18 protein-coding genes are annotated in these 17,744 nt (G+C 65.8%); 12 read left to right on the forward strand and 6 right to left on the reverse strand.

What is annotated here, in order from left to right:
* Nucleotides 1-55: 55 nt before the first annotated feature.
* On the reverse strand, nucleotides 56-1,942 hold the full coding sequence (htpG, locus tag BLT60_RS02395; RefSeq protein WP_090874596.1) for a molecular chaperone HtpG: 1,887 nt from the start codon (nucleotides 1,940-1,942) through the stop codon (nucleotides 56-58).
* A 403-nt stretch (nucleotides 1,943-2,345) separates the two neighbouring features.
* Between htpG and BLT60_RS02400 the strand changes: the two genes are divergently transcribed.
* Nucleotides 2,346-2,738, forward strand: a complete 393-nt coding sequence (locus tag BLT60_RS02400) for a DUF2794 domain-containing protein (protein WP_090874597.1) — start codon at nucleotides 2,346-2,348, stop codon at nucleotides 2,736-2,738.
* A gap of 106 nt (nucleotides 2,739-2,844) precedes the next feature.
* Here BLT60_RS02400 and BLT60_RS02405 read toward each other — a convergent pair whose 3' ends face one another.
* The 3 genes from BLT60_RS02405 to BLT60_RS02415 form a co-directional block, all read right to left on the reverse strand.
* Nucleotides 2,845-3,621, reverse strand: a complete 777-nt coding sequence (locus BLT60_RS02405) for a Bax inhibitor-1/YccA family protein (protein ID WP_090874598.1) — start codon at nucleotides 3,619-3,621, stop codon at nucleotides 2,845-2,847.
* Between the two features lie 135 nt (nucleotides 3,622-3,756).
* Nucleotides 3,757-6,360 carry an ABC transporter permease gene (locus BLT60_RS02410; RefSeq protein ID WP_090874599.1) on the reverse strand — a complete coding sequence of 868 codons (2,604 nt, stop codon included), beginning with the start codon at nucleotides 6,358-6,360 and terminating at the stop codon, nucleotides 3,757-3,759.
* 4 nt (nucleotides 6,361-6,364) lie between these two features.
* Nucleotides 6,365-7,078, reverse strand: a complete 714-nt coding sequence (locus tag BLT60_RS02415) for an ABC transporter ATP-binding protein (protein ID WP_090874600.1) — start codon at nucleotides 7,076-7,078, stop codon at nucleotides 6,365-6,367.
* Nucleotides 7,079-7,215: 137 nt separating this feature from the next.
* Between BLT60_RS02415 and BLT60_RS02420 the strand changes: the two genes are divergently transcribed.
* From BLT60_RS02420 to BLT60_RS02435, 4 genes are read left to right on the forward strand one after another with little or no spacing between them, the layout of a single operon-like run.
* A complete protein-coding gene (locus BLT60_RS02420; protein WP_244521132.1) occupies nucleotides 7,216-7,818 on the forward strand; it encodes an arylesterase in 603 nt (200 codons plus the stop codon).
* A gap of 23 nt (nucleotides 7,819-7,841) precedes the next feature.
* Nucleotides 7,842-8,426: an RNA 2',3'-cyclic phosphodiesterase gene (gene thpR / locus BLT60_RS02425; protein ID WP_090874602.1), complete on the forward strand. Its 585-nt coding sequence runs from the start codon at nucleotides 7,842-7,844 to the stop codon at nucleotides 8,424-8,426.
* Nucleotides 8,404-8,697: a 4a-hydroxytetrahydrobiopterin dehydratase gene (locus BLT60_RS02430; protein ID WP_090874603.1), complete on the forward strand. Its 294-nt coding sequence runs from the start codon at nucleotides 8,404-8,406 to the stop codon at nucleotides 8,695-8,697. Before thpR ends, BLT60_RS02430 begins: the two co-directional genes overlap by 23 nt.
* A gap of 60 nt (nucleotides 8,698-8,757) precedes the next feature.
* Complete coding sequence (locus tag BLT60_RS02435; protein WP_090874931.1) at nucleotides 8,758-9,141, forward strand: YkvA family protein; 384 nt, start codon at nucleotides 8,758-8,760, stop codon at nucleotides 9,139-9,141.
* A 133-nt stretch (nucleotides 9,142-9,274) separates the two neighbouring features.
* Here BLT60_RS02435 and BLT60_RS24265 read toward each other — a convergent pair whose 3' ends face one another.
* Nucleotides 9,275-9,418 (reverse strand): hypothetical protein, encoded by a 144-nt coding sequence (locus tag BLT60_RS24265; RefSeq protein ID WP_175478257.1) that lies wholly within the window; start codon nucleotides 9,416-9,418, stop codon nucleotides 9,275-9,277.
* Between the two features lie 47 nt (nucleotides 9,419-9,465).
* Here BLT60_RS24265 and BLT60_RS02440 point away from each other — a divergent pair, with 47 nt between their 5' ends.
* The 4 genes from BLT60_RS02440 to BLT60_RS02455 all read left to right on the forward strand — a co-directional run bounded on the left by BLT60_RS02440 (nucleotide 9,466) and on the right by BLT60_RS02455 (nucleotide 12,230).
* Nucleotides 9,466-9,981: an invasion associated locus B family protein gene (locus BLT60_RS02440; protein ID WP_244521111.1), complete on the forward strand. Its 516-nt coding sequence runs from the start codon at nucleotides 9,466-9,468 to the stop codon at nucleotides 9,979-9,981.
* A gap of 104 nt (nucleotides 9,982-10,085) precedes the next feature.
* A complete protein-coding gene (gene rlmN / locus BLT60_RS02445; RefSeq protein ID WP_090874933.1) occupies nucleotides 10,086-11,282 on the forward strand; it encodes a dual-specificity RNA methyltransferase RlmN in 1,197 nt (398 codons plus the stop codon).
* An 86-nt stretch (nucleotides 11,283-11,368) separates the two neighbouring features.
* A complete protein-coding gene (locus BLT60_RS02450; RefSeq protein ID WP_090874934.1) occupies nucleotides 11,369-11,731 on the forward strand; it encodes a glyoxalase superfamily protein in 363 nt (120 codons plus the stop codon).
* A 43-nt stretch (nucleotides 11,732-11,774) separates the two neighbouring features.
* Nucleotides 11,775-12,230, forward strand: a complete 456-nt coding sequence (locus tag BLT60_RS02455) for a hypothetical protein (RefSeq protein WP_090874604.1) — start codon at nucleotides 11,775-11,777, stop codon at nucleotides 12,228-12,230.
* Between the two features lie 6 nt (nucleotides 12,231-12,236).
* On the opposite strand, the gene BLT60_RS02460 is transcribed toward BLT60_RS02455, so the two are convergent.
* Nucleotides 12,237-12,881 carry a LysE family translocator gene (locus BLT60_RS02460; protein ID WP_090874605.1) on the reverse strand — a complete coding sequence of 215 codons (645 nt, stop codon included), beginning with the start codon at nucleotides 12,879-12,881 and terminating at the stop codon, nucleotides 12,237-12,239.
* A gap of 126 nt (nucleotides 12,882-13,007) precedes the next feature.
* Between BLT60_RS02460 and BLT60_RS02465 the strand changes: the two genes are divergently transcribed.
* From BLT60_RS02465 to BLT60_RS02475, 3 genes are all read left to right on the forward strand, one after another.
* Complete coding sequence (locus BLT60_RS02465; protein WP_139167739.1) at nucleotides 13,008-13,808, forward strand: phosphatase PAP2 family protein; 801 nt, start codon at nucleotides 13,008-13,010, stop codon at nucleotides 13,806-13,808.
* A gap of 76 nt (nucleotides 13,809-13,884) precedes the next feature.
* Entirely contained in the window at nucleotides 13,885-15,096 is a 1,212-nt protein-coding gene (locus tag BLT60_RS02470; RefSeq protein ID WP_090874607.1) for an argininosuccinate synthase, read from the forward strand.
* 90 nt (nucleotides 15,097-15,186) lie between these two features.
* Complete coding sequence (locus BLT60_RS02475; protein WP_090874608.1) at nucleotides 15,187-17,721, forward strand: PAS-domain containing protein; 2,535 nt, start codon at nucleotides 15,187-15,189, stop codon at nucleotides 17,719-17,721.
* Nucleotides 17,722-17,744 lie beyond the last annotated feature (23 nt).

Here is a 17,744-nt window from a genome sequence, read left to right on the forward strand (position 1 = left end):
CCGACCGGCGAAAAGCCCCGGACCGGATGTCCGAGGACCGTACCCCCAGCCTGCCCTAGCCCAATGCCGCCGTCAGCAGCCGGCCGACCCGCGCCACGTGGTCGGCGGCGTTCTCGGGAGCCTCCCCGTCGAGGATGCGGGCCTCGCCGTAGAGGAGGACGGCTGCGTCCTCCAGCACCTCGGCGTGACCGCCGGCAGCGGCTTTCTCCGCCAGTCCCTTGATCAACGCGTGTCCCGGGTTCAGTTCGAGAACCGGCGCGCCGCGCGGCATCGTCTGGTTCTGCGCCGACAGGATCTTCTCCAGTTGCCGGTCCGGGCCGCCGGCGCCGGCGACGAGGCAGACCGGGCTGGTGGTCAGCCGTGACGAGGCGCGGACGGCGCTGACGCGCTCGCCGAGCGCCTGCTGGAAGAGCGCCGCCAGCGTGCCGATGGCGCTTTCGCTCGCTGCGTCGGTCTCGGCTTCGCCCTCGGCGACCGGGATCGTGTCGAGCTCGGCCGAGCCTTGCGTCACCGACTGGAAAGGCTTGCCGTCGAAGCCGAGCGCAGTCCGCACCCAGAAGGCATCGACGGGATCGGCAAGCAGCAGAACCTCGATGCCGCGCCGGGCGAAGCCCTCGAGCTGCGGGCTGGCCTTGATCGCGTCGAGATCGTCACCGAGCGCGTAGTAGATCGCGGTCTGGTTTGGACGGAGGTCGGCGACATAGTCGGCCAGGCTACGCCAGCCGTCACCCTTTGTACTGCGGAAGCGGGCGATCTTGTAGATGCCGTCGCGGCGCTCGGCGTCCTCGTAGAGGCCTTCCTTGATGACCGCGCCGAAGGCCTCCCAGACCTTCTCGAAGGTCTCCGCTTCCTTCTCCGCCAGCTTGTCGAGGTCGGAGAGGATGCGATTCGTGACGCCCTTGCCGATCGCGTCGAGGATCGGGTTCTTCTGCAGCATCTCGCGGGACAGGTTGAGCGGCAGGTCCTCGGAATCGATGACGCCGCGGACGAAGCGCAGCCAGCCGGGGAGGATATCGGCCTCGTCGGTGATGTAAACCCGGCGGACATAGAGCTTGACCCGGCCCCGGCGCTCAGGATCGAAGAGGTCGAAGGGCTTCATCGACGGGACGAAGAGCAGGACCGAATATTCGTGCCGGCCCTCGGCCTTGTAGTGGATGGTGACGGCCGGCTCGTCATACTGGCCGCTGACATGGCCGTAGAACTCGTTGTATTCGCTCGTCTCGACCGCCGACTTCGCCTTGCGCCACAGGGCGCTGCCATCGGCCAGCGATTTCTCGCCAACGCCGTCGCCGCCGATGCGCAGGACGATCGGCACCGGGACATGGGCCGAGTATTCCGCCACCACCCGTTCGATGGTCGCCTGCTCGGCGTAGGTCTTGGCCTCGTCGGTCAGGGTCAGGAGAACCCGCGTTCCCCGCGCCGGGGCTTCCTCGAGCGGAACCGGTTCGAGCTGGAACGTGCCGGCGCCATCCGACCACCAGCGCCAGGCTTCGTCCGAACCGGCCGGCCGCGACACGACCTCGACCGAGGAAGCGACCATGAAGGCGGAGTAGAAGCCGACGCCGAACTGGCCGATCAGCGCCGAACCGTCGCCGCCGGTCATGCCGTCGAGGAAGGCCTTGGTGCCGGAACGGGCGATGGTGCCGAGATTCTCGACGAGCTCGGTGCGATCCATGCCGATGCCGTTGTCGGCGATCGACAGCGTGCCACCATCCTTGTCGGCTGAAAGGACGATCTTGAAGTCGGGGTCGTCGCCGAGCAGGTCCGGCTGCTGCAGCGACTTCATCCGCAGCTTCTCGCAGGCGTCGGCGGCGTTAGAGATCAACTCGCGCAGGAAGACATCGCGGTTCGAATAGACCGAATGCACCATCAGCGAGAGAAGCTTGGCGACCTCCGCCTCGAAGCGAAGGGTTTCGCCGCCCTGATCCTTTTGCTCAACCATCTTCGAAAATCCCGATACCGAAAGACAAACGTCGGCCGGTGATATCGCCGGTTGAGCGGCACGTTTCAAGGCGATGAAAAAGAAAATGGCCGACGCGAGCGCCGGCCATTTTTTACCTCAGGGACACAAACACCAGGTGGTTCGGTCCTGCAAGAGACCCCGGGGGGCTGGGGGGCTGAGAATTACCGGTGCCTCCGCCGAACCGAACCGTCTGAGGTAACATTGACAGCATCGCCGCCCAAAATGGCCGGTCAACGGCCGAATATGGGCGAAATCGTGAATTCTGCGGAATCGCGGAATCGCGCGGAAATCCGCCGGAAAGCGGGGAAATTGCCGCCCGTTGAAGGGTTGCCATCATGCGCCGGTAGAGCGATCATGACGGCTGGATGACGGAGGAGGGAACATGAGAGAGGTGGACGACGACGAGTCCTCCAGCGGCGGCGCCAGTGTTTTCGCTCTCGCCGCCCGGACTTCGCAACGCACCGCCCCGAACAGCCTGCCGGTCAGCTTCGATCGCAGGGAACTCAACCAGATCCTCAGGGTCTATGGCCGCAAGGTCGCCGACGGCGGCTGGCGGGACTACGCCATCGACCATCTCAGGGAACGGGCGGTCTTCTCGATCTTCCGCCGTACCTCCGAGGTGCCGCTCTACCAGATCGTCAAGCAGCCCAAGCTTGCCCGCCGCCAGGGCGCCTATTCGCTGGTCGCCGCCAGCGGCCAGATCCTCAAGCGCGGCCACGACCTCGCCAATGTGCTGCGGGTGATCGACAAGCCGGCGCTGCGGGTCGTCGCCTGACGACAAGGCGCCGGCCCGCTGGCGCACCAGCCCCCCGAACGATCGACAAACGAAAAAGGGCGCGGCCGAGGCCGCGCCCTTGATCCTGGACTGAAGCGCTGTCGGCCTAGTTACGGTTGCCGAAGAGCTGCAGCATGAACAGGAAGATGTTGATGAAGTCGAGATAGAGGCGCAGCGCCCCCATGATCGCCTTCCGGCCGGCAACGGTGCCGTCGTCGTTGACGTAGTACATCTCCTTGATCTTCTGCGTGTCGTAGGCGGTGAGGCCGACGAAGATCAGGACGCCGATCGCCGAGACGGCGAAGCCGAGCGCGCTGGACTGCAGGAAGATGTTGACCACCATCGCGATGATCAGGCCGATCAGGCCCATCATCAGGAAGGAGCCCATCCCGGTCAGGTCACGCTTGGTGGTGTAGCCCCACAAGCTCATCGCGCCAAAGGTGCCGGCGGCGATGAAGAAGACCTGCGTGATGCTCGTCGCCGTGTAGACCACGAAGATCGACGACAGCGAGATGCCGAGCAGCGCCGCGAAGACCCAGAAGGTCATCTGGGCGGCGGCTACGCTCATCTTCTGGATGCGGAAGCTCAGGAAAAACACCAGACCGAGCGGCGCCAGCATGATCACCCACTGCAGCGGCGAGGTGAAGATCGCCGTACCGAGCGACGTCAGGTACATGCCCTGGCCGACCTGATAGGCGGTCGGCGTATTGGTCACCGCAAGTGAAAACGTTCCGAGCGCGAACACGCCGGTCAGGGCCAGGCCCATGACCATGTAGTTGTAGACGCGCAGCATGTGGGCCCGAAGGCCCTCGTCGATACCGGCAGCGGTTCGGTCGACTGTCGTCGTGCCGTAGCGTGCCGACCCGTTGTCGTAATTAGCCATGGAATTCGGTTCCTCTCTCAGCCTTGGCCGGGCCACGCCCGAACCTTACAGACTTGGCAATCAATATGGGGCCAGAGCGAAAGGCAAACAAGGGCCCTTCGACAGCCTCCGACTGAACCGGGTAAACGCTTTTCCTTACAAATTCCGCAAGACGGGCGCGGCTTTCTGGCCAAGCACCCGCCACGTCCCGGCCAGACCGAAGACGAGGGTCAGCACCAGCGCCAGCGCCGCCGCCCCGAGCGCCGGCACGGGCAGGAAGGCGAAGGGCACGTCCATGATCGCGCCGAGAACGAACCAGGCGGCGATCGAGCCGGCGACAAGGCCGAAAATCGCGGTCGCGGCGCCGAGCAGCAGGAATTCGAGGGCAAAGGCCCCGATCAGCTTGCCGCGGGTCGCCCCCAGCGTCTTGAGCACCACCGCATCATGGACCCGGCGCCGGCTGCCGGCCGCGAAAGCGCCGCCGAGGACGAGCATCGAGGCAAGCAGCGTCACCGCCGAAGCGCCGCGGACGGCCCAGCCGATCTGGCTGACGATATCGGTGGCGGTTTCCAGCGCTTCCTTGACCCGGATCACCGTGATCGCCGGCAGCGCGTCGACCACTCCCTTGAGGAAGGCAAGCTCCTGCTCGTCGGTGCCGCCGTCCGGATAGGCAAGGGTGGCGAGACTGGTGAAGGGGGCGCCGCGAAGGGCATTCGGCGAGAAGATCATCACCGAATTCATCGACAGCGACTGCCAGTTGATCGTCCTGAGACTGGTGATTTCGGCGGTGATCTCGCGACCGAGGACATTGACGGTGATGCTGTCGCCGATCCCGATTCGCAGCTCTTCGGCGATTTCGGCGCCGAAGGACACCAGTGGCGGCCCGTCATAGTCGGCCGGCCACCATTCGCCGGCGGTCAGGTCGTTATTGTCCGGCTGGGTCGCCGAGTAGGTGATGCCGCGGTCGCCGCGCAGCACCCAGCGCGCTTCCGGATCGATCTCAGCCTCTTCGGCCGGGATGCCGGCCAGTTGGGTGATCCGCCCGCGCAGCATCGGCTGCATTTCGAGTTCCGCGTCCGGTTCGTTCTCCGCGACGAATGTGCGCAGGGCATCGGCCTCCGGGCCCTGGATGTCGAGGAAGAAGAAGCTCGGCGCGGTCTTCGGGATGGTGCCGAAAAGTTCGCGGCGGAAATTGCCGTCAATCAGCACCAGCGACACAAGCAGCGTCAGCCCGAGCCCCAGCGACATGACAATGGCCGGTGTCAGCGCGCCGGGCCGGTGGATGTTTCCAATGGCGAGGCGAACCGAGGTCGAGCGGACCCGCGGTGCGCGCCGGGCCAGGGCGGTGACCCCGAGGGCGACGAAGCGCAGCATGACAAAAGCCGCCGCCGCGCCGCCGACGAAGACCGCGGCGATGCGTCGGTCAAAGGCGAGGCCGATCGCCAGACCAGCGAGCACCAGCAGAGCGACGGCGACCGCGACGAGATAGACGGTCGGCGGCCGCTTCTGGATCGGCGCGACCGAGTCACGGAACAGCGCGCTGGGACTGACCTGCCGGGTCCGGCCGAGCGGGTAGAGGGCAAAGGCAAACGCGGTGAGGAAGCCATAAACCGCTGCCATCAGCAGGTCGATTGGATAGAGGCCCGCGATATCGACAGGGACGAAGCCGGACAGGAGGGGGCCGGCAATAAAGGGAATCGCGGCCCCGAGCCCCAAGCCGACCGCAATACCGACACCGGCGATGATCATGATCTCGATCAGGTAGACGACGACCGGCAACTCGGCCGGGGCGCCAAGGCATTTCAGCGTGGCGATGACGTCGCGCTTGCCCTCGAGATAGCTCGACACCGCGTTGGCGACACCGACCCCGCCGACGACCAGCGCCGTGAGACCGATCAGGGTCAGGAACTCGGCGAAACGGCGGATATTGGTGTTGAGCGATGGTGCCGCCTCGGCGCGGGTCCGCACCCGCCATGCGGCATCGGGGAAAGCCTCCGGGATCGACTCGGCGGCCTCGGTGACGGCGCCGTCACCGGGTCGTCCGGAGAGCAGGATGCGGTAGTTCCAGTTGGCGAGCGATCCCGGCTGGACCAGTTCGGTCGCCCCGAGGACATCCTGGCTGACCATCAGCCGCGGCCCGAAGGAGAAGCCGTCCGACAGCCGGTCCGGCTCCTTGGCGATGACCCCGCGCAGGACGATCTCGGCCTCGCCGAGCTTCAGCACGTCGCCCACCGCCACGTCGGCGCGGGTGAGGAATTCCGCTTCGGCGACGGCGCCGAACATGCCGTCGGACTCTGCCAGCAGCGATGCGAGGTCGCCGCCACCCTCGACATCGAGCGTCCCGACCAGCGGATACGCATTGTCGATCGCCTTGAGTTCGACCAGCGCCGGACTCTCGCCGTCGAGACCCCGGGCGATCGCCCGCAGCGTCGCCACTTCCGAGACCGCACCGAGACTTTCGAAATAGGCGCGCTCTTCCTCGGTCGCCTGGTACTGGATCAGCCTGACCGAGAGGTCGCCGCCAAGGATGGCCTGCCCCTCGCGGGCGAGGCCATCGGTCATGCCACGGGCGACCGAGCCGACCCCGGCGATCGTCGCGACGCCGAGAATGATGCAGGCGAGGAAGACGCCGAAGCCGCGCAGGCCGCCGCGCAGTTCGCGCACCGCGAAACGCGACGCGACGCGGAGGCCGGGCCGGTTGGCCGGGGTCCGCGCGAGGGAGCCTTGCGCCGCGAGCGCGTCGGTCGTTGCCGAGGCCATGCGCTCAGGAACTCATCGCGAGTTCGGCCGCCGGCCGCTCGCGGGCGCCGTCATCGACGATGCGTCCCGACTGGAGACGCACCACCCGGCTCGACCGTTCGGCCAGTCCCGGGTCGTGGGTCACCAGCACCAGGGTCGTGCCGCGCCGGGCGCCTGCCTCGAAGAGCAGATCGGCGATCATCTTGCCGTTGGCGCCATCGAGATTGCCGGTCGGCTCGTCGGCGAGGAGCAGCGCCGGTCGTGGCACCAGGGCGCGGGCAATCGCCACGCGCTGCTGCTCGCCACCGGAAAGCTCCGCCGGATAATGGGTGATGCGGTCGCCGAGGCCGACATCCGCGAGTTCGGCTTCCGCCCGCTCGAAGGCGTCCTTCTCGCCGGCCAGTTCGAGCGGAACGGCGACATTCTCCAGCGCGGTCATGTTGGGGATCAGGTGGAAGGACTGGAAGACGATGCCGACGGATCGGCCGCGGATCCGGGCGAGATCGTCCTCGCCAAGCCGGGTGATGTCGGTGCCCTCGATCGCGACCTGGCCGGAATCCGGCCGCTCAAGACCGGCCATCGCCATCAGCAGCGTCGACTTGCCGCTGCCGGAGGGCCCGACAAGGCTCAGCGATTCGCCGGCTTCGACCTCGAGGTCGATCCCCTTGAGGACGTGCACCTCGCTGGCACCCGAGCCGAGCCGAATGTGCAGATCCTTGCAAAGGATGACTGTTCCCATCACGCAACGCGCCCCATATGTCTGTGCAGTCCTCGCGAACAAGTGCCTCATATGGTGGAGTTACCGTGTCGATCCAGCCCTTTCCCTTCCTTCTCGCGCTTTCGATCGCCGCGGCAGCGCCGGCAGCGGCCGAACCGATGCGGATCGTCGCGCTCGGCGACAGCCTGACCGCCGGCTACGGGCTTGACGCCGAGGCTGCTTTTCCGGTGCGCCTCGAACGGGCGCTGCAGGAGCGTGGCCATGACGTGGTCATCATCAATGGCGGCGTATCCGGCGACACCGCCAGCGACGGCCTTGCCCGGCTCGACTGGTCGATCGGCCCGGACGCCGACGCTGTGATCGTCGAACTTGGCGCCAACGATGCGCTTCGCGGCGTCGATCCGGCGATAACCCGCCAGGCGCTCGACGAACTGGTCCGCAATCTCGATGAGCGCGGCCTGCCAGTGCTGTTGGCGGGAATGGTGGCGCCGCCCAACCTCGGCCGGGAATATGGCGAGGCCTTTGACACGATCTACGCCGATCTCTCCGAGCAGTATGATGCCCTGCTCTACCCGTTCTTCCTTGATGGCGTCGCCGCCGAGGCCGACCTCAACCAGCCGGACGGCATTCACCCGACCGCCGAGGGCGTCGACATCATCGTCGAGCGGATCCTGCCCTCTGTCGAGGGACTGATCGAGCGGATTGGCGCCCCGACCCAATCAGGGGCTTTACAGCCAGCCGGACAAGGACCGATCCTGTAGGTGATTCGCGATGGAGGTGACTCATGCCGCGCTTGTTTACCGGCATCGAAATCCCCGCTGAAATCAGTGAGCGCCTGGCGCTCCTTCGCGGCGGTATTCCGGGCGCCCGCTGGATCGACAAGGAAAACTACCACCTGACGCTCCGCTTCATCGGCGATGTCGATTATTCGATCGCCAACGATGTCGCCGAGGCGCTCGGGCGCGTCGATCGCTACCCCCTGACGCTGACCATCGACGGCATCGGCTCGTTGGGGACGCGCAAGCCCCATTCGATCGTTGCCCGGGTCCAGCCGACCCGGCCGCTTCTCGAATTGCAGGCCGAGCAGGAAAGGCTGATGCAGCGGCTGGGATTGCCGGCCGAGCAGCGGAAGTTCAGCCCGCATATCACGCTGGCCCGGATTCGCGGCGCCAATGGACGCGACCTTGCCGACTATCTCTACCTGCGCGGCGGCCTGGTCTCCCGGCCCTTCGAGGTCACCCGCTTCGTCCTCTTCTCGGCGCGCGATTCGATCGGCGGCGGCCCCTATATCGCCGAGGAGGCCTACCCGCTGATGCGGCAGGCGCCGGCCAATGACGGAGGCTTCGATGGCCGCGCCGCTAGCGCCTGACGAACGCGACGCAGCGGTTGCCGGCCTCATTGGCTGGGCGGTGAGCGCCGACGGCAAGGCCATCGCCCGGACCTTCAAGTTCGGCGATTTCGTCGAGGCTTTCGGGTTCATGGCCAAGGTGGCGCTGGCCGCCGAGAAGATCGACCATCATCCCGACTGGTCGAACAGCTACAACCGGGTCGAAATCTCCCTCACCAGCCATGACGCCGGCGGCGTGACCCGCCGCGACATCGACCTTGCCGGGACGATCGACCGGCTCGCCGGAGCCTGAACCGTTGCACGAACGCCGCCGCAGCCCCATCTCGTGGGTGAAACCGAGGGAGACGACGCGGTGAACGAAGTTCTTTACGGCGAAATCCTGGGTCCCGAGGACGACGACCGCCGCGAAAAGCGCGTGCGGAGCAAGTTCTGGGGGACCATCCGCAAGGCGGCGCGGGCGATTCCGTTCCTTGACGAGGTTGTTGCCGCCTATTATTGCGCCCTCGACCCGGCGACGCCGCCGCGCGTCAAGGGGACGATTCTCGCCGCCCTCGCCTATTTCGTCCTACCGATCGACGCGGTGCCTGATCTTCTGGTCGGCGTCGGCTTCACGGATGACATAACCGTGCTGCTCGCCGCCTTGTCGATCGTCCGGGCGCATATCACTCCGGCGCACCGCAAGGCCGCCAGCGACGCCCTCGCCGACGAGGAACCGAGCTGGCCCGGCGGGCGCTGAGCAAGGTCGCTCGCGGCCCGAAGTCGCATTCCGTTTGTCTCAATTCGCGCGTATCAGTGATTTTTTTGCCCGTTTATCGAGACAAACGCGGTATTTTCGGGTGAAACTCGGCATGACGAATCAGGAGCTGCTGTCAGGCGGCTTGACCACATTGTTGTCGATTTTTCTCGGCACCAATCGCGACGAAGACGACCCCGGCCAACGTAGCGACGTCGCTGCGTTCATAGAAAAGTAACTTCGTTTGCCGCAGTTCTGGTTCGGGGTTGCCGTTGGTCAACGGGGGAATCCGATCTGCTTATCGACAGGAAGAGACTGGGTAGGACGATGAATGCACGTATCCTTTTCACGGCCGCGGCGCTGTCGGTCGGACTGACCGCGATTGCGCCCGCGCTGGCCGCGACGAGCATCGGCACCTTCAGGCAATGGGGCGCCTACACCTCGACCGAGAACGGCGGAAAGATGTGCTTCGTCGCCTCGCAACCGACCGAGAAGAAATACTCGAAGGACATCAGCGGGCGCGACCCGGCCTTCTTTATGGTCACCACCATCCCGAACAAGAATATCCGCAACGAAGCCTCGACGATCATCGGCTACCCCTTCGCCGACAACAGCAAGGTGAAGGTCGAGATCGTCGGCGGCGGAACGTTCACGATGTTCACCGACAAGGACAGCGCCTGGATCGAGAACCCGGCCCAGGAAGCAGACCTGATCACGGCGATGCGCAAGGGCAGCCGGATGATCGTCGAAGGCACCTCGCGGCGCGGCACGATCACCACCGACACCTATTCGCTGTCGGGCGTCACGGCGGCGCTCGAGGCGATGGCCAAGGAATGCCCCTGAGCGGCATTCTGCTGCTATAACCGCGACCGACCGGCGGCAAGCGCGCGGGCAATTGCCCGCGCCATTCCCATATGATCGCCGGATACAACGCTTCGCGGATCGCCATGCCTGACCTGACCACACTCTCCCGACCCGAACCGATCGCCACGGCGGAAAAGCCGGCGCTCGTCGGGTTGTCGCGCGAGGAACTGGCCGAGGCGCTGGTCGCCATCGGTGTGCCGGCGGCGCAGACCCGGATGCGCATCGCGCAGCTCTGGCACTGGATTTACGTCCGCGGCGCCACCGATTTCGGCGCGATGACCAGCATGTCGAAGGCGCTCCGCGCCGATCTCGACCGTCACTACACGGTCGGCCGGCCCGAAATCGTCAGCGAACAGGTGTCCGAGGACGGAACCCGCAAGTGGCTCTTCCGCTTCCCGTCGCGCGGCGCCGGCCGGCCGGTCGAGGTCGAGACCGTCTACATTCCCGAGGAAGGCCGGGGCACGCTCTGCCTGTCGAGCCAGGTCGGCTGCACGCTGGCCTGCACCTTCTGCCACACCGGCACCCAGAAACTGGTCCGCAACCTGACCGCCGGCGAGATCGTCGGCCAGGTGATGATGGCCCGCGACCGGCTCGGCGACTATCCGGGCCTCACCGCGACCGACGGCGCCGCCGTGCCAGAGACCGGCCGGCTGGTCTCCAACATCGTGATGATGGGGATGGGTGAGCCACTCTATAACTTCGACAACGTCAAGCAGGCGCTGCTGATTGCCTCCGACGGCGAGGGCATCGGCCTGTCGCGGCGGCGGATCACCCTCTCGACTTCCGGCGTCGTGCCGATGATCCCGCGCACCGGCGAGGAAACCGGCGTGATGCTGGCCATATCGCTGCACGCGGTGCGCGACGATCTGCGCGACGAACTCGTTCCGCTCAACCGCAAATACCCGCTGGCCCAGTTGCTCGAGGCCTGCCGCACCTATCCCGGCATCTCCAACGCCCGCCGCATCACTTTCGAATATGTGATGCTGAAGGGGGTCAACGACTCGCTCGCCGAGGCGCGGGACCTCGTCCGCCTGCTCAAGGGCATGCCGGCCAAGATCAACCTGATCCCGTTCAATCCCTGGCCGGGCACCGCCTATGAATGCTCCGACTGGGACCAGATCGAGCGCTTTGCCGACGTGGTCAACCGCGCCGGCTATGCCTCGCCGATCCGCACCCCGCGCGGCCGCGATATCCTCGCCGCCTGCGGCCAGTTGAAGAGCGAGAGCGAGCGGCTGAAGATCCGCGAGCGCATGGCGCTCGAAGCGATGATCGCCGGCTGAACCGCGCTCGGCATTCTCCTGACACGATCTGACACCACCGTGATCCAGACTCCATCCATGCCCCACCCGCGATGGAGACGAATGCCATGGACTGGAAACTCGAACTGGTCGCCCTGCCGGTCACCGATGTCGACCGCGCCAAGGCCTTCTACACCGAGAAGATCGGCTTCGTTGCCGACCATGACCACGCGGTCAGCGACGACATCCGCTTTGTCCAGCTGACCCCGCCCGGTTCCGCTTGCTCGATCGCCTTCGGCAAGGGAATCACGGAGGCGAAGCCCGGCTCGGTGGAGGGGTTGCAAATCGTCGTCTCCGACATCACCGTCGCCAGGTCCGAACTCGATGCCCGCGGTGTCGACGTCGGCGAGATTCAGGAGTTCCCGTGGGGAAAGTTCATCTTTTTCGCCGATCCGGATGGCAATCGCTGGGCGGTGCAGGAGTTGCCCTGACCGGTGAGACGTTGGGTGCGGGGAAGGCGACGGGAAGGCCGTCTTGAGCGCCCTCCTCCGCATCCTCATTCTCGATCCGATCGCCTTCATCCTCGCCTGCGCCGCCGCCGGTGGGGCGATCGCCGTGGCGATTCTCATCCAGGAGCCCGGCACCCCGTCGCAAAGCGTCGCTGTATCGGTCGTCTTCTTCGGCATCGCCTACGCCACGGCGCTGTTTGCCGCCTGGTTCGCCTTTGTCCCGGCGCTGGTCGCGATCGCGCTTGCCGAAGCCTTCCGATGGCGCTCGGTGTTCTACTGGCTGGCGGTCGGCGGCGGGATCGGCCTGGCGGGGTACGTCGCCAATGACCAGATGGCGACGCCAACCTTCGACGACGAACGCGTTCTCTACTACCTCGGCGCCGGGTTTGTCGGAGGGTTGGCCTACTGGCTGGTCGCCGGCCGTGTCGCCGGCGCCGGTATCCCGCCGCTATTCGGCAACGAGCCAGACAACGAGCCGTAGAAAGCGCTAGCGCGACTCCGCCAGCACCAGCCGGACCGCGAAGGCGCCGAGCACCGTGGCGAAGGCCCAGTCGACCAGCCGGGTCGCTTTCGGCGAACGCTTAAGGAAGCCGGCGATGCGGTCGGCAAACACGATCAGCCCGACGCAGATCGGCGTGTTGACCACCGCGAAGAACAGCCCGAGGAACAGGAGTTTCTTCGCCGCCTCCGGGTCCGTCGGCGAGACGAATTGCGGCAGGAAGGTCACGAAGAAGACGATGATCTTCGGATTGAGCAGGTTGACCATCAGGCCCTTGAGATAGACCGACCGCAGCGTTTCGACGCGACCTTTCTTGTCGAGCGACAGGGCCGAGCCGTGGCGGATCGCGTCATAGGCAAGGTAGGCGAGATAGGCGGCGCCGACGATCTTGAGGATCGTGAACGCCGTCACCGACGCGGCCAGCAGCACCGAAAGCCCGGCGGCGATCAGGACCGAATGGATGACCAGCCCGGTCGTCGCACCGCCGAAGGCCGCGAGCCCCGCCGCCCGGGACTGGGCGACGGTCTTGGAGAGGAACAGCGTCATGTCCGGGCCCGGCGTGATGCCGAGGACGATCGCCGCAAGGGTGTAAGCCGCGAGAACCGGCAGCGCGGGCACAAAATCGGCAAACATCTCGGCCAGACCTTGTCGTGAGGTGGCCGGCAGATTATCCGATCAGGCGTCCGTTGGGCAGTAGCCGGCCGTCGCGAAACGCGGGTGGGGCATGCCAGCACCGGCGGATGGAGGGATCGGACGGCCTTGGACCACAGCCAGAACACGACGCCGGGGGACATCTGGCGGCAGGCCGCGCGCCTGCCGACGGCCTATCCGCTCGGGACATGCGTCGTCTTCGTGCTCCTCGTCTCCGCCTTCTTCCTCGCCTTCCCCGGCGTCGATACCTGGTTCAGCGGGCTGTTCTACGCGGAACCGAAGGGCTTTTTCCTGCGCAGCAACAGCATCCTGAAGGTCGTGCGCGACCTCGGATCGCTGGCCGTCATCCTGGTCGTCGTCTGGCTGATCGTCCAGATCGCGCTCAAGCTCGCCAATCCCGGCCATCCGAGTTACGTCCGGCCGAGCACCACCCTGTTCCTTCTGTCGACCCTGATCGCCGGGCCGCTGCTCCTGGTCAATATCGTGCTGAAGAACAACTGGGGTCGGCCGCGGCCGAACTCGGTCGACCTGTTCGGCGGCGATTCCCCGTATGTCGCCGTCTGGCGGATCACCGACCATTGCGACACCAACTGTTCCTTCGTTTCCGGCGAGACCGCCTCCGCCTTCTGGCTGATGGCGCTGGCCCTCGTCGTCCCGCGGCGATTGCGGGTGCCGACGGCGGTCGCGACGGGCGTCTACGCAGCCATCCTTTCAGCCAATCGCATCGCCTTTGGCGGGCATTTCCTCTCCGATGTGCTGATTTCGGTCGGATTGACGCTCACCGTCGTCGTCATCGGCTACCGGCTGATCGTTACCAATCCGCCGGAATGGCTGGCGAACGAGCGGCTCGAGGCAGGGCTGACCCGGCTCGGCGAACGGCTCCAGGGCCGACGGCCGCCGGACGCCTGAGGGCCTCCCCGCTTGCCCCGCATGACCGCCGCGTCCTATAAGCCGCCGACCAATTTAAACCGGGGCGCCGAACGACATGGCTGACGTAAAGAAGGTGGTTCTCGCCTATTCGGGCGGACTGGACACCTCGATCATTCTCAAGTGGCTGCAGACCAGCTATGGCGCCGAGGTGGTGACCTTCACCGCCGATCTCGGCCAGGGCGAGGAACTGGAGCCGGCGCGCAAGAAAGCCGAGCTGATGGGTATCAAGGATATCCACATCGAGGACCTGCGCGAGGAGTTCGTCCGCGACTTCGTTTTCCCGATGATGCGGATGAATGCCGTCTATGAGGGCATCTACCTGCTCGGCACCTCGATCGCCCGCCCGCTGATCGCCAAGCGGCTGGTCGAGATCGCCCATGCGACCGGCGCCGACGCGATCGCCCATGGCGCCACCGGCAAGGGCAACGACCAGGTTCGCTTCGAACTGACCGCCTATGCGCTCGACCCCTCGATCAAGGTCATCGCGCCGTGGCGCGAATGGGAGTTCAAGTCGCGGACCGACCTGATCGACTTCGCCGAGAAGCACCAGATCCCGGTGCCGAAGGACAAGCGCGGCGAAGCCCCCTTCTCGGTCGATGCCAACCTTCTGCACTCGTCGTCCGAAGGCAAGGTGCTGGAAGACCCGTGGACCGACCCGCCGCCCTACGTCTTCCAGCGCACCGTCGCGCCCGAGGACGCGCCCGATGAGGCAACCCTGGTCGAGATCGAGTTCAGCCACGGCGACCCAGTCGCCATCGACGGCGAGGCGATGAGCCCGGCAACGATCCTCACCCGTCTCAACGCGCTCGGCCGCGACAACGGCATCGGCCGTGTCGACCTGGTCGAGAACCGCTTCGTCGGCATGAAGTCGCGCGGCATCTACGAGACCCCCGGCGGCACCATCCTGCTTGCCGCTCACCGGGCGATGGAATCGCTGACCCTCGACCGCGAGGCGGCCCACCTCAAGGACGAGCTGATGCCGCGTTATGCGGAACTGGTTTACAACGGTTTCTGGTTCGCCCCGGAACGGCACATGCTGCAGGCGCTGGTCGACAACAGCCAGGAGCATGTCGAAGGCACGGTGCGGCTCAAGCTCTACAAGGGCAACGTCATCGTCTCCGGCCGCAAGAGCGCCAAATCCCTCTACTCGGACGAACTCGTCACCTTCGAGGACGACCGCGGCGCCTACGACCAGAAGGACGCCGAGGGCTTCATCCGGCTGAACGCACTCCGGCTCCGGACGCTGGCCGCCCTTAATCGCCGTTAACCATGGTCGACGCGGGGGCCGCCGTGCCCCCGCCGGCTTAATCGCACGTTAAGCCGTCGATGCAACTTATGCGACACACCGGAGTCGCAAATGACGTTTTCCAGCCGTGCGTCGACGCATCCTGAAAAGGATGACGCTATCGAGTATCTCGATGCCGCGCTGAGCAGCTTGCCGTGCGGCTTCTCGGTCTGGGACGACGAGTTCCGGCTGATCTTGGCAAACCGGCGCTATCTCGACATCTATCGGTTGCCCGCCGACAAGGTCCACCGCGGCATGCCGCTGGAGGACATGGTCGGCCTGATCGTCGCCTCGGGCAATCACCCGGGTGCATCGGTCGCCGATCTCCTTCCCGCTTACCGCGAACGGTTGCTGCAGGCCACGGACCCGGCCAAGCCGCGCGTCGACGAGCGGTCGATCCGCGGCCGGACGATCGAAACCACCCATACCCGTCATCCGGTACTCGGCTGGATCGTCACCCATGAGGACGTCACCGACCGCAGGCAGCGGGAAGCGGCGCTGCGCCAGCGAAATCTCCAGCTCGATGCCGCGCTGGACAGCATGCTCTACGGTTTCTCCCTGTGGGGAAAAGACCTGAAGCTAGTGCTCTGCAACCGGCGCTTCGTGGAACTGCTCGGCCTCGACCCGACCGCCGACTGGATCGGCGCCAGCCTCTTCGAGGTTCTGCTGGGCAGCACCGAGGCCGGCAACCACCAGGGACGATCCGCATCCGAACTGCATGAACTCTACCTGACCCGCCTCGCCGCCGTCAGCGGCGATGGCTCCTTCGTCACCGAGGAGGTCCTGGCCAACGGCCGTATCGTCAAGGTCGGTTTCCACCAGACCTCCGACCTGTGCTGGGTCGCGACCTACGAGGACGTGACGGAGCAGAAAGACCAGGTGCAGGCGCTGCAGCAGCGCGAGCGCGAACTCGCCCAGCAGAACATGCGCTTTGAGGCGGCCGTCAACCACATGTCGCAGGGCCTGTGCATGTTCGACAAGGACCGCCGCCTGATCGTCTGCAACAAGCCCTACGCCGATCTCTACGGCACGGCTCCAGATCTTGTCAGGCCAAGGACCCGGCTGGAGGACATCCTGCAGGACCGTATCGACAAGGGGCTGCACCCGAAGGAGGGCGCCGAGGCCTATCTTGAGAGCCGGATCAAGCTCGCGGCGAGACAGAGCGACACGGTCGATGTGGTTGAAATGGAGGACGGACAGATCATCTCGGTCCTCCACCATCCGATGGCCGATGGCGGCTGGGTGTCCACTCACCAGGACATCACGGACGAACGGCGGACGGAGGCGCGGATCCGCCATCTCGCCCGCCACGACGCGCTGACCGACCTGCCCAATCGCATGGCGTTCAACGAATGCATGGCGATGGCCGAAAACCGGATCGCAAGGGGCGAGATGGTTGCCCTCTTGTTCATCGACCTCGACTTCTACAAGACGGTCAACGACATCTACGGCCACGCGATCGGCGACGCGGTCCTGGTCAGGGTCGCATCCCGGTTGCGGCAATCCTGCCGCCAGGACGACGTGGTCGCCCGTCTCGGCGGCGACGAATTCGCCATCCTCCACGGTCCGCTCAGGACCGACAAGGACGCCGCGGGGCTGGCGGCGCGGCTGGTCGCGTTGATGGCGGAACCCATGCTGATCGACGGGCACGAGGTGGTGATCGGGGCGAGCATCGGCATCGCCACGGCGCCGACGGATGGCCAGACCGCAAGCACCCTGATGAAGAACGCCGACCTCGCGCTCTACCAGGCGAAGGAGGACGGCCGCGGCGCCTACAGGGTCTTCGAGCCGTCGCTCGGCGCTGCCGCGCAACTGCGGATGGCGTTCGAGATGGACCTTCGGCTGGCGCTCACCGCGGGCCAGCTGGAGGTCGTCTTCCAGCCCCTGCTCAGCCTCGACGACCAGCGCATCTGCAGCCTCGAGGCCCTGCTCAGGTGGAATCATCCGACACGCGGCGTGGTCATGCCGAACGACATCCTGCCGGTTGCGGAGAAGACCGGGCTGATCGTTCCGATCGGCCAATGGGTGCTGAACAAGGCCTGCAGCGAAGCAGCCAAATGGGCCGACACCGTGCGCATCGCGGTCAACCTGTCGCCGGCGCAGTTCCGGTTCCGCGATCTCCCGCGGCAGGTCGCTGACGCGCTGGCCATGTCCGGCATTGCCCCCGACCGGCTTGAGCTGGAGGTGTCAGAGGCAGCGCTTCGCGACAATCCGACCGCAATGGAAACGCTGCGCCAGCTCCGTCAGATCGGCGTTCGACTGGCGCTCGACGACCTGGGAACCGGAGACTCGGCACTGCAGTTCCTCCGCAATTTCCGCTTCGACAAGTTGAAGATCGACCGCTCCTTCGTGAAGGACATCCTTTCGCGGCCTGACAGCATGGTCATTGTCAGCGGGTTCATCGAGCTGGCGAAGAGCCTCGAGATGGAGACGACGGCCGCGGGGGTCGAAACGATCGATCAGCTCGATCTCATGCGTCGCAAGGGCTGCTCGGAAATCCAGGGTTTCCTGTTCAGCCCGCCGCTGCCGGCAAATGCCGTCGCCACCTTCTTCACGGAGACCGGCAGTGGCGAAGACCGGCAGCCGACACGCCTGAACGCGTCGTGAACCAAAGCGGCTGCCGAAGACGG

The organism is Bauldia litoralis (assembly GCF_900104485.1).
In the GTDB taxonomy this organism is placed as follows: domain Bacteria; phylum Pseudomonadota; class Alphaproteobacteria; order Rhizobiales; family Kaistiaceae; genus Bauldia; species Bauldia litoralis.

Coding starts and splice junctions, on each gene's coding strand:
- htpG (WP_090874596.1), bottom strand. CDS start 1,942: ATGGTTGAGCAAAAGGATCAGGGCGGCGAAACCCTTCGCTTCGAGGCG.
- BLT60_RS02400 (WP_090874597.1), top strand. CDS start 2,346: ATGAGAGAGGTGGACGACGACGAGTCCTCCAGCGGCGGCGCCAGTGTT.
- BLT60_RS02405 (WP_090874598.1), bottom strand. CDS start 3,621: ATGGCTAATTACGACAACGGGTCGGCACGCTACGGCACGACGACAGTC.
- BLT60_RS02410 (WP_090874599.1), bottom strand. CDS start 6,360: ATGGCCTCGGCAACGACCGACGCGCTCGCGGCGCAAGGCTCCCTCGCG.
- BLT60_RS02415 (WP_090874600.1), bottom strand. CDS start 7,078: ATGGGAACAGTCATCCTTTGCAAGGATCTGCACATTCGGCTCGGCTCG.
- BLT60_RS02420 (WP_244521132.1), top strand. CDS start 7,216: ATGCGGATCGTCGCGCTCGGCGACAGCCTGACCGCCGGCTACGGGCTT.
- thpR (WP_090874602.1), top strand. CDS start 7,842: ATGCCGCGCTTGTTTACCGGCATCGAAATCCCCGCTGAAATCAGTGAG.
- BLT60_RS02430 (WP_090874603.1), top strand. CDS start 8,404: ATGGCCGCGCCGCTAGCGCCTGACGAACGCGACGCAGCGGTTGCCGGC.
- BLT60_RS02440 (WP_244521111.1), top strand. CDS start 9,466: ATGAATGCACGTATCCTTTTCACGGCCGCGGCGCTGTCGGTCGGACTG.
- rlmN (WP_090874933.1), top strand. CDS start 10,086: ATGCCTGACCTGACCACACTCTCCCGACCCGAACCGATCGCCACGGCG.
- BLT60_RS02450 (WP_090874934.1), top strand. CDS start 11,369: ATGGACTGGAAACTCGAACTGGTCGCCCTGCCGGTCACCGATGTCGAC.
- BLT60_RS02460 (WP_090874605.1), bottom strand. CDS start 12,881: ATGTTTGCCGATTTTGTGCCCGCGCTGCCGGTTCTCGCGGCTTACACC.
- BLT60_RS02470 (WP_090874607.1), top strand. CDS start 13,885: ATGGCTGACGTAAAGAAGGTGGTTCTCGCCTATTCGGGCGGACTGGAC.
- BLT60_RS02475 (WP_090874608.1), top strand. CDS start 15,187: ATGACGTTTTCCAGCCGTGCGTCGACGCATCCTGAAAAGGATGACGCT.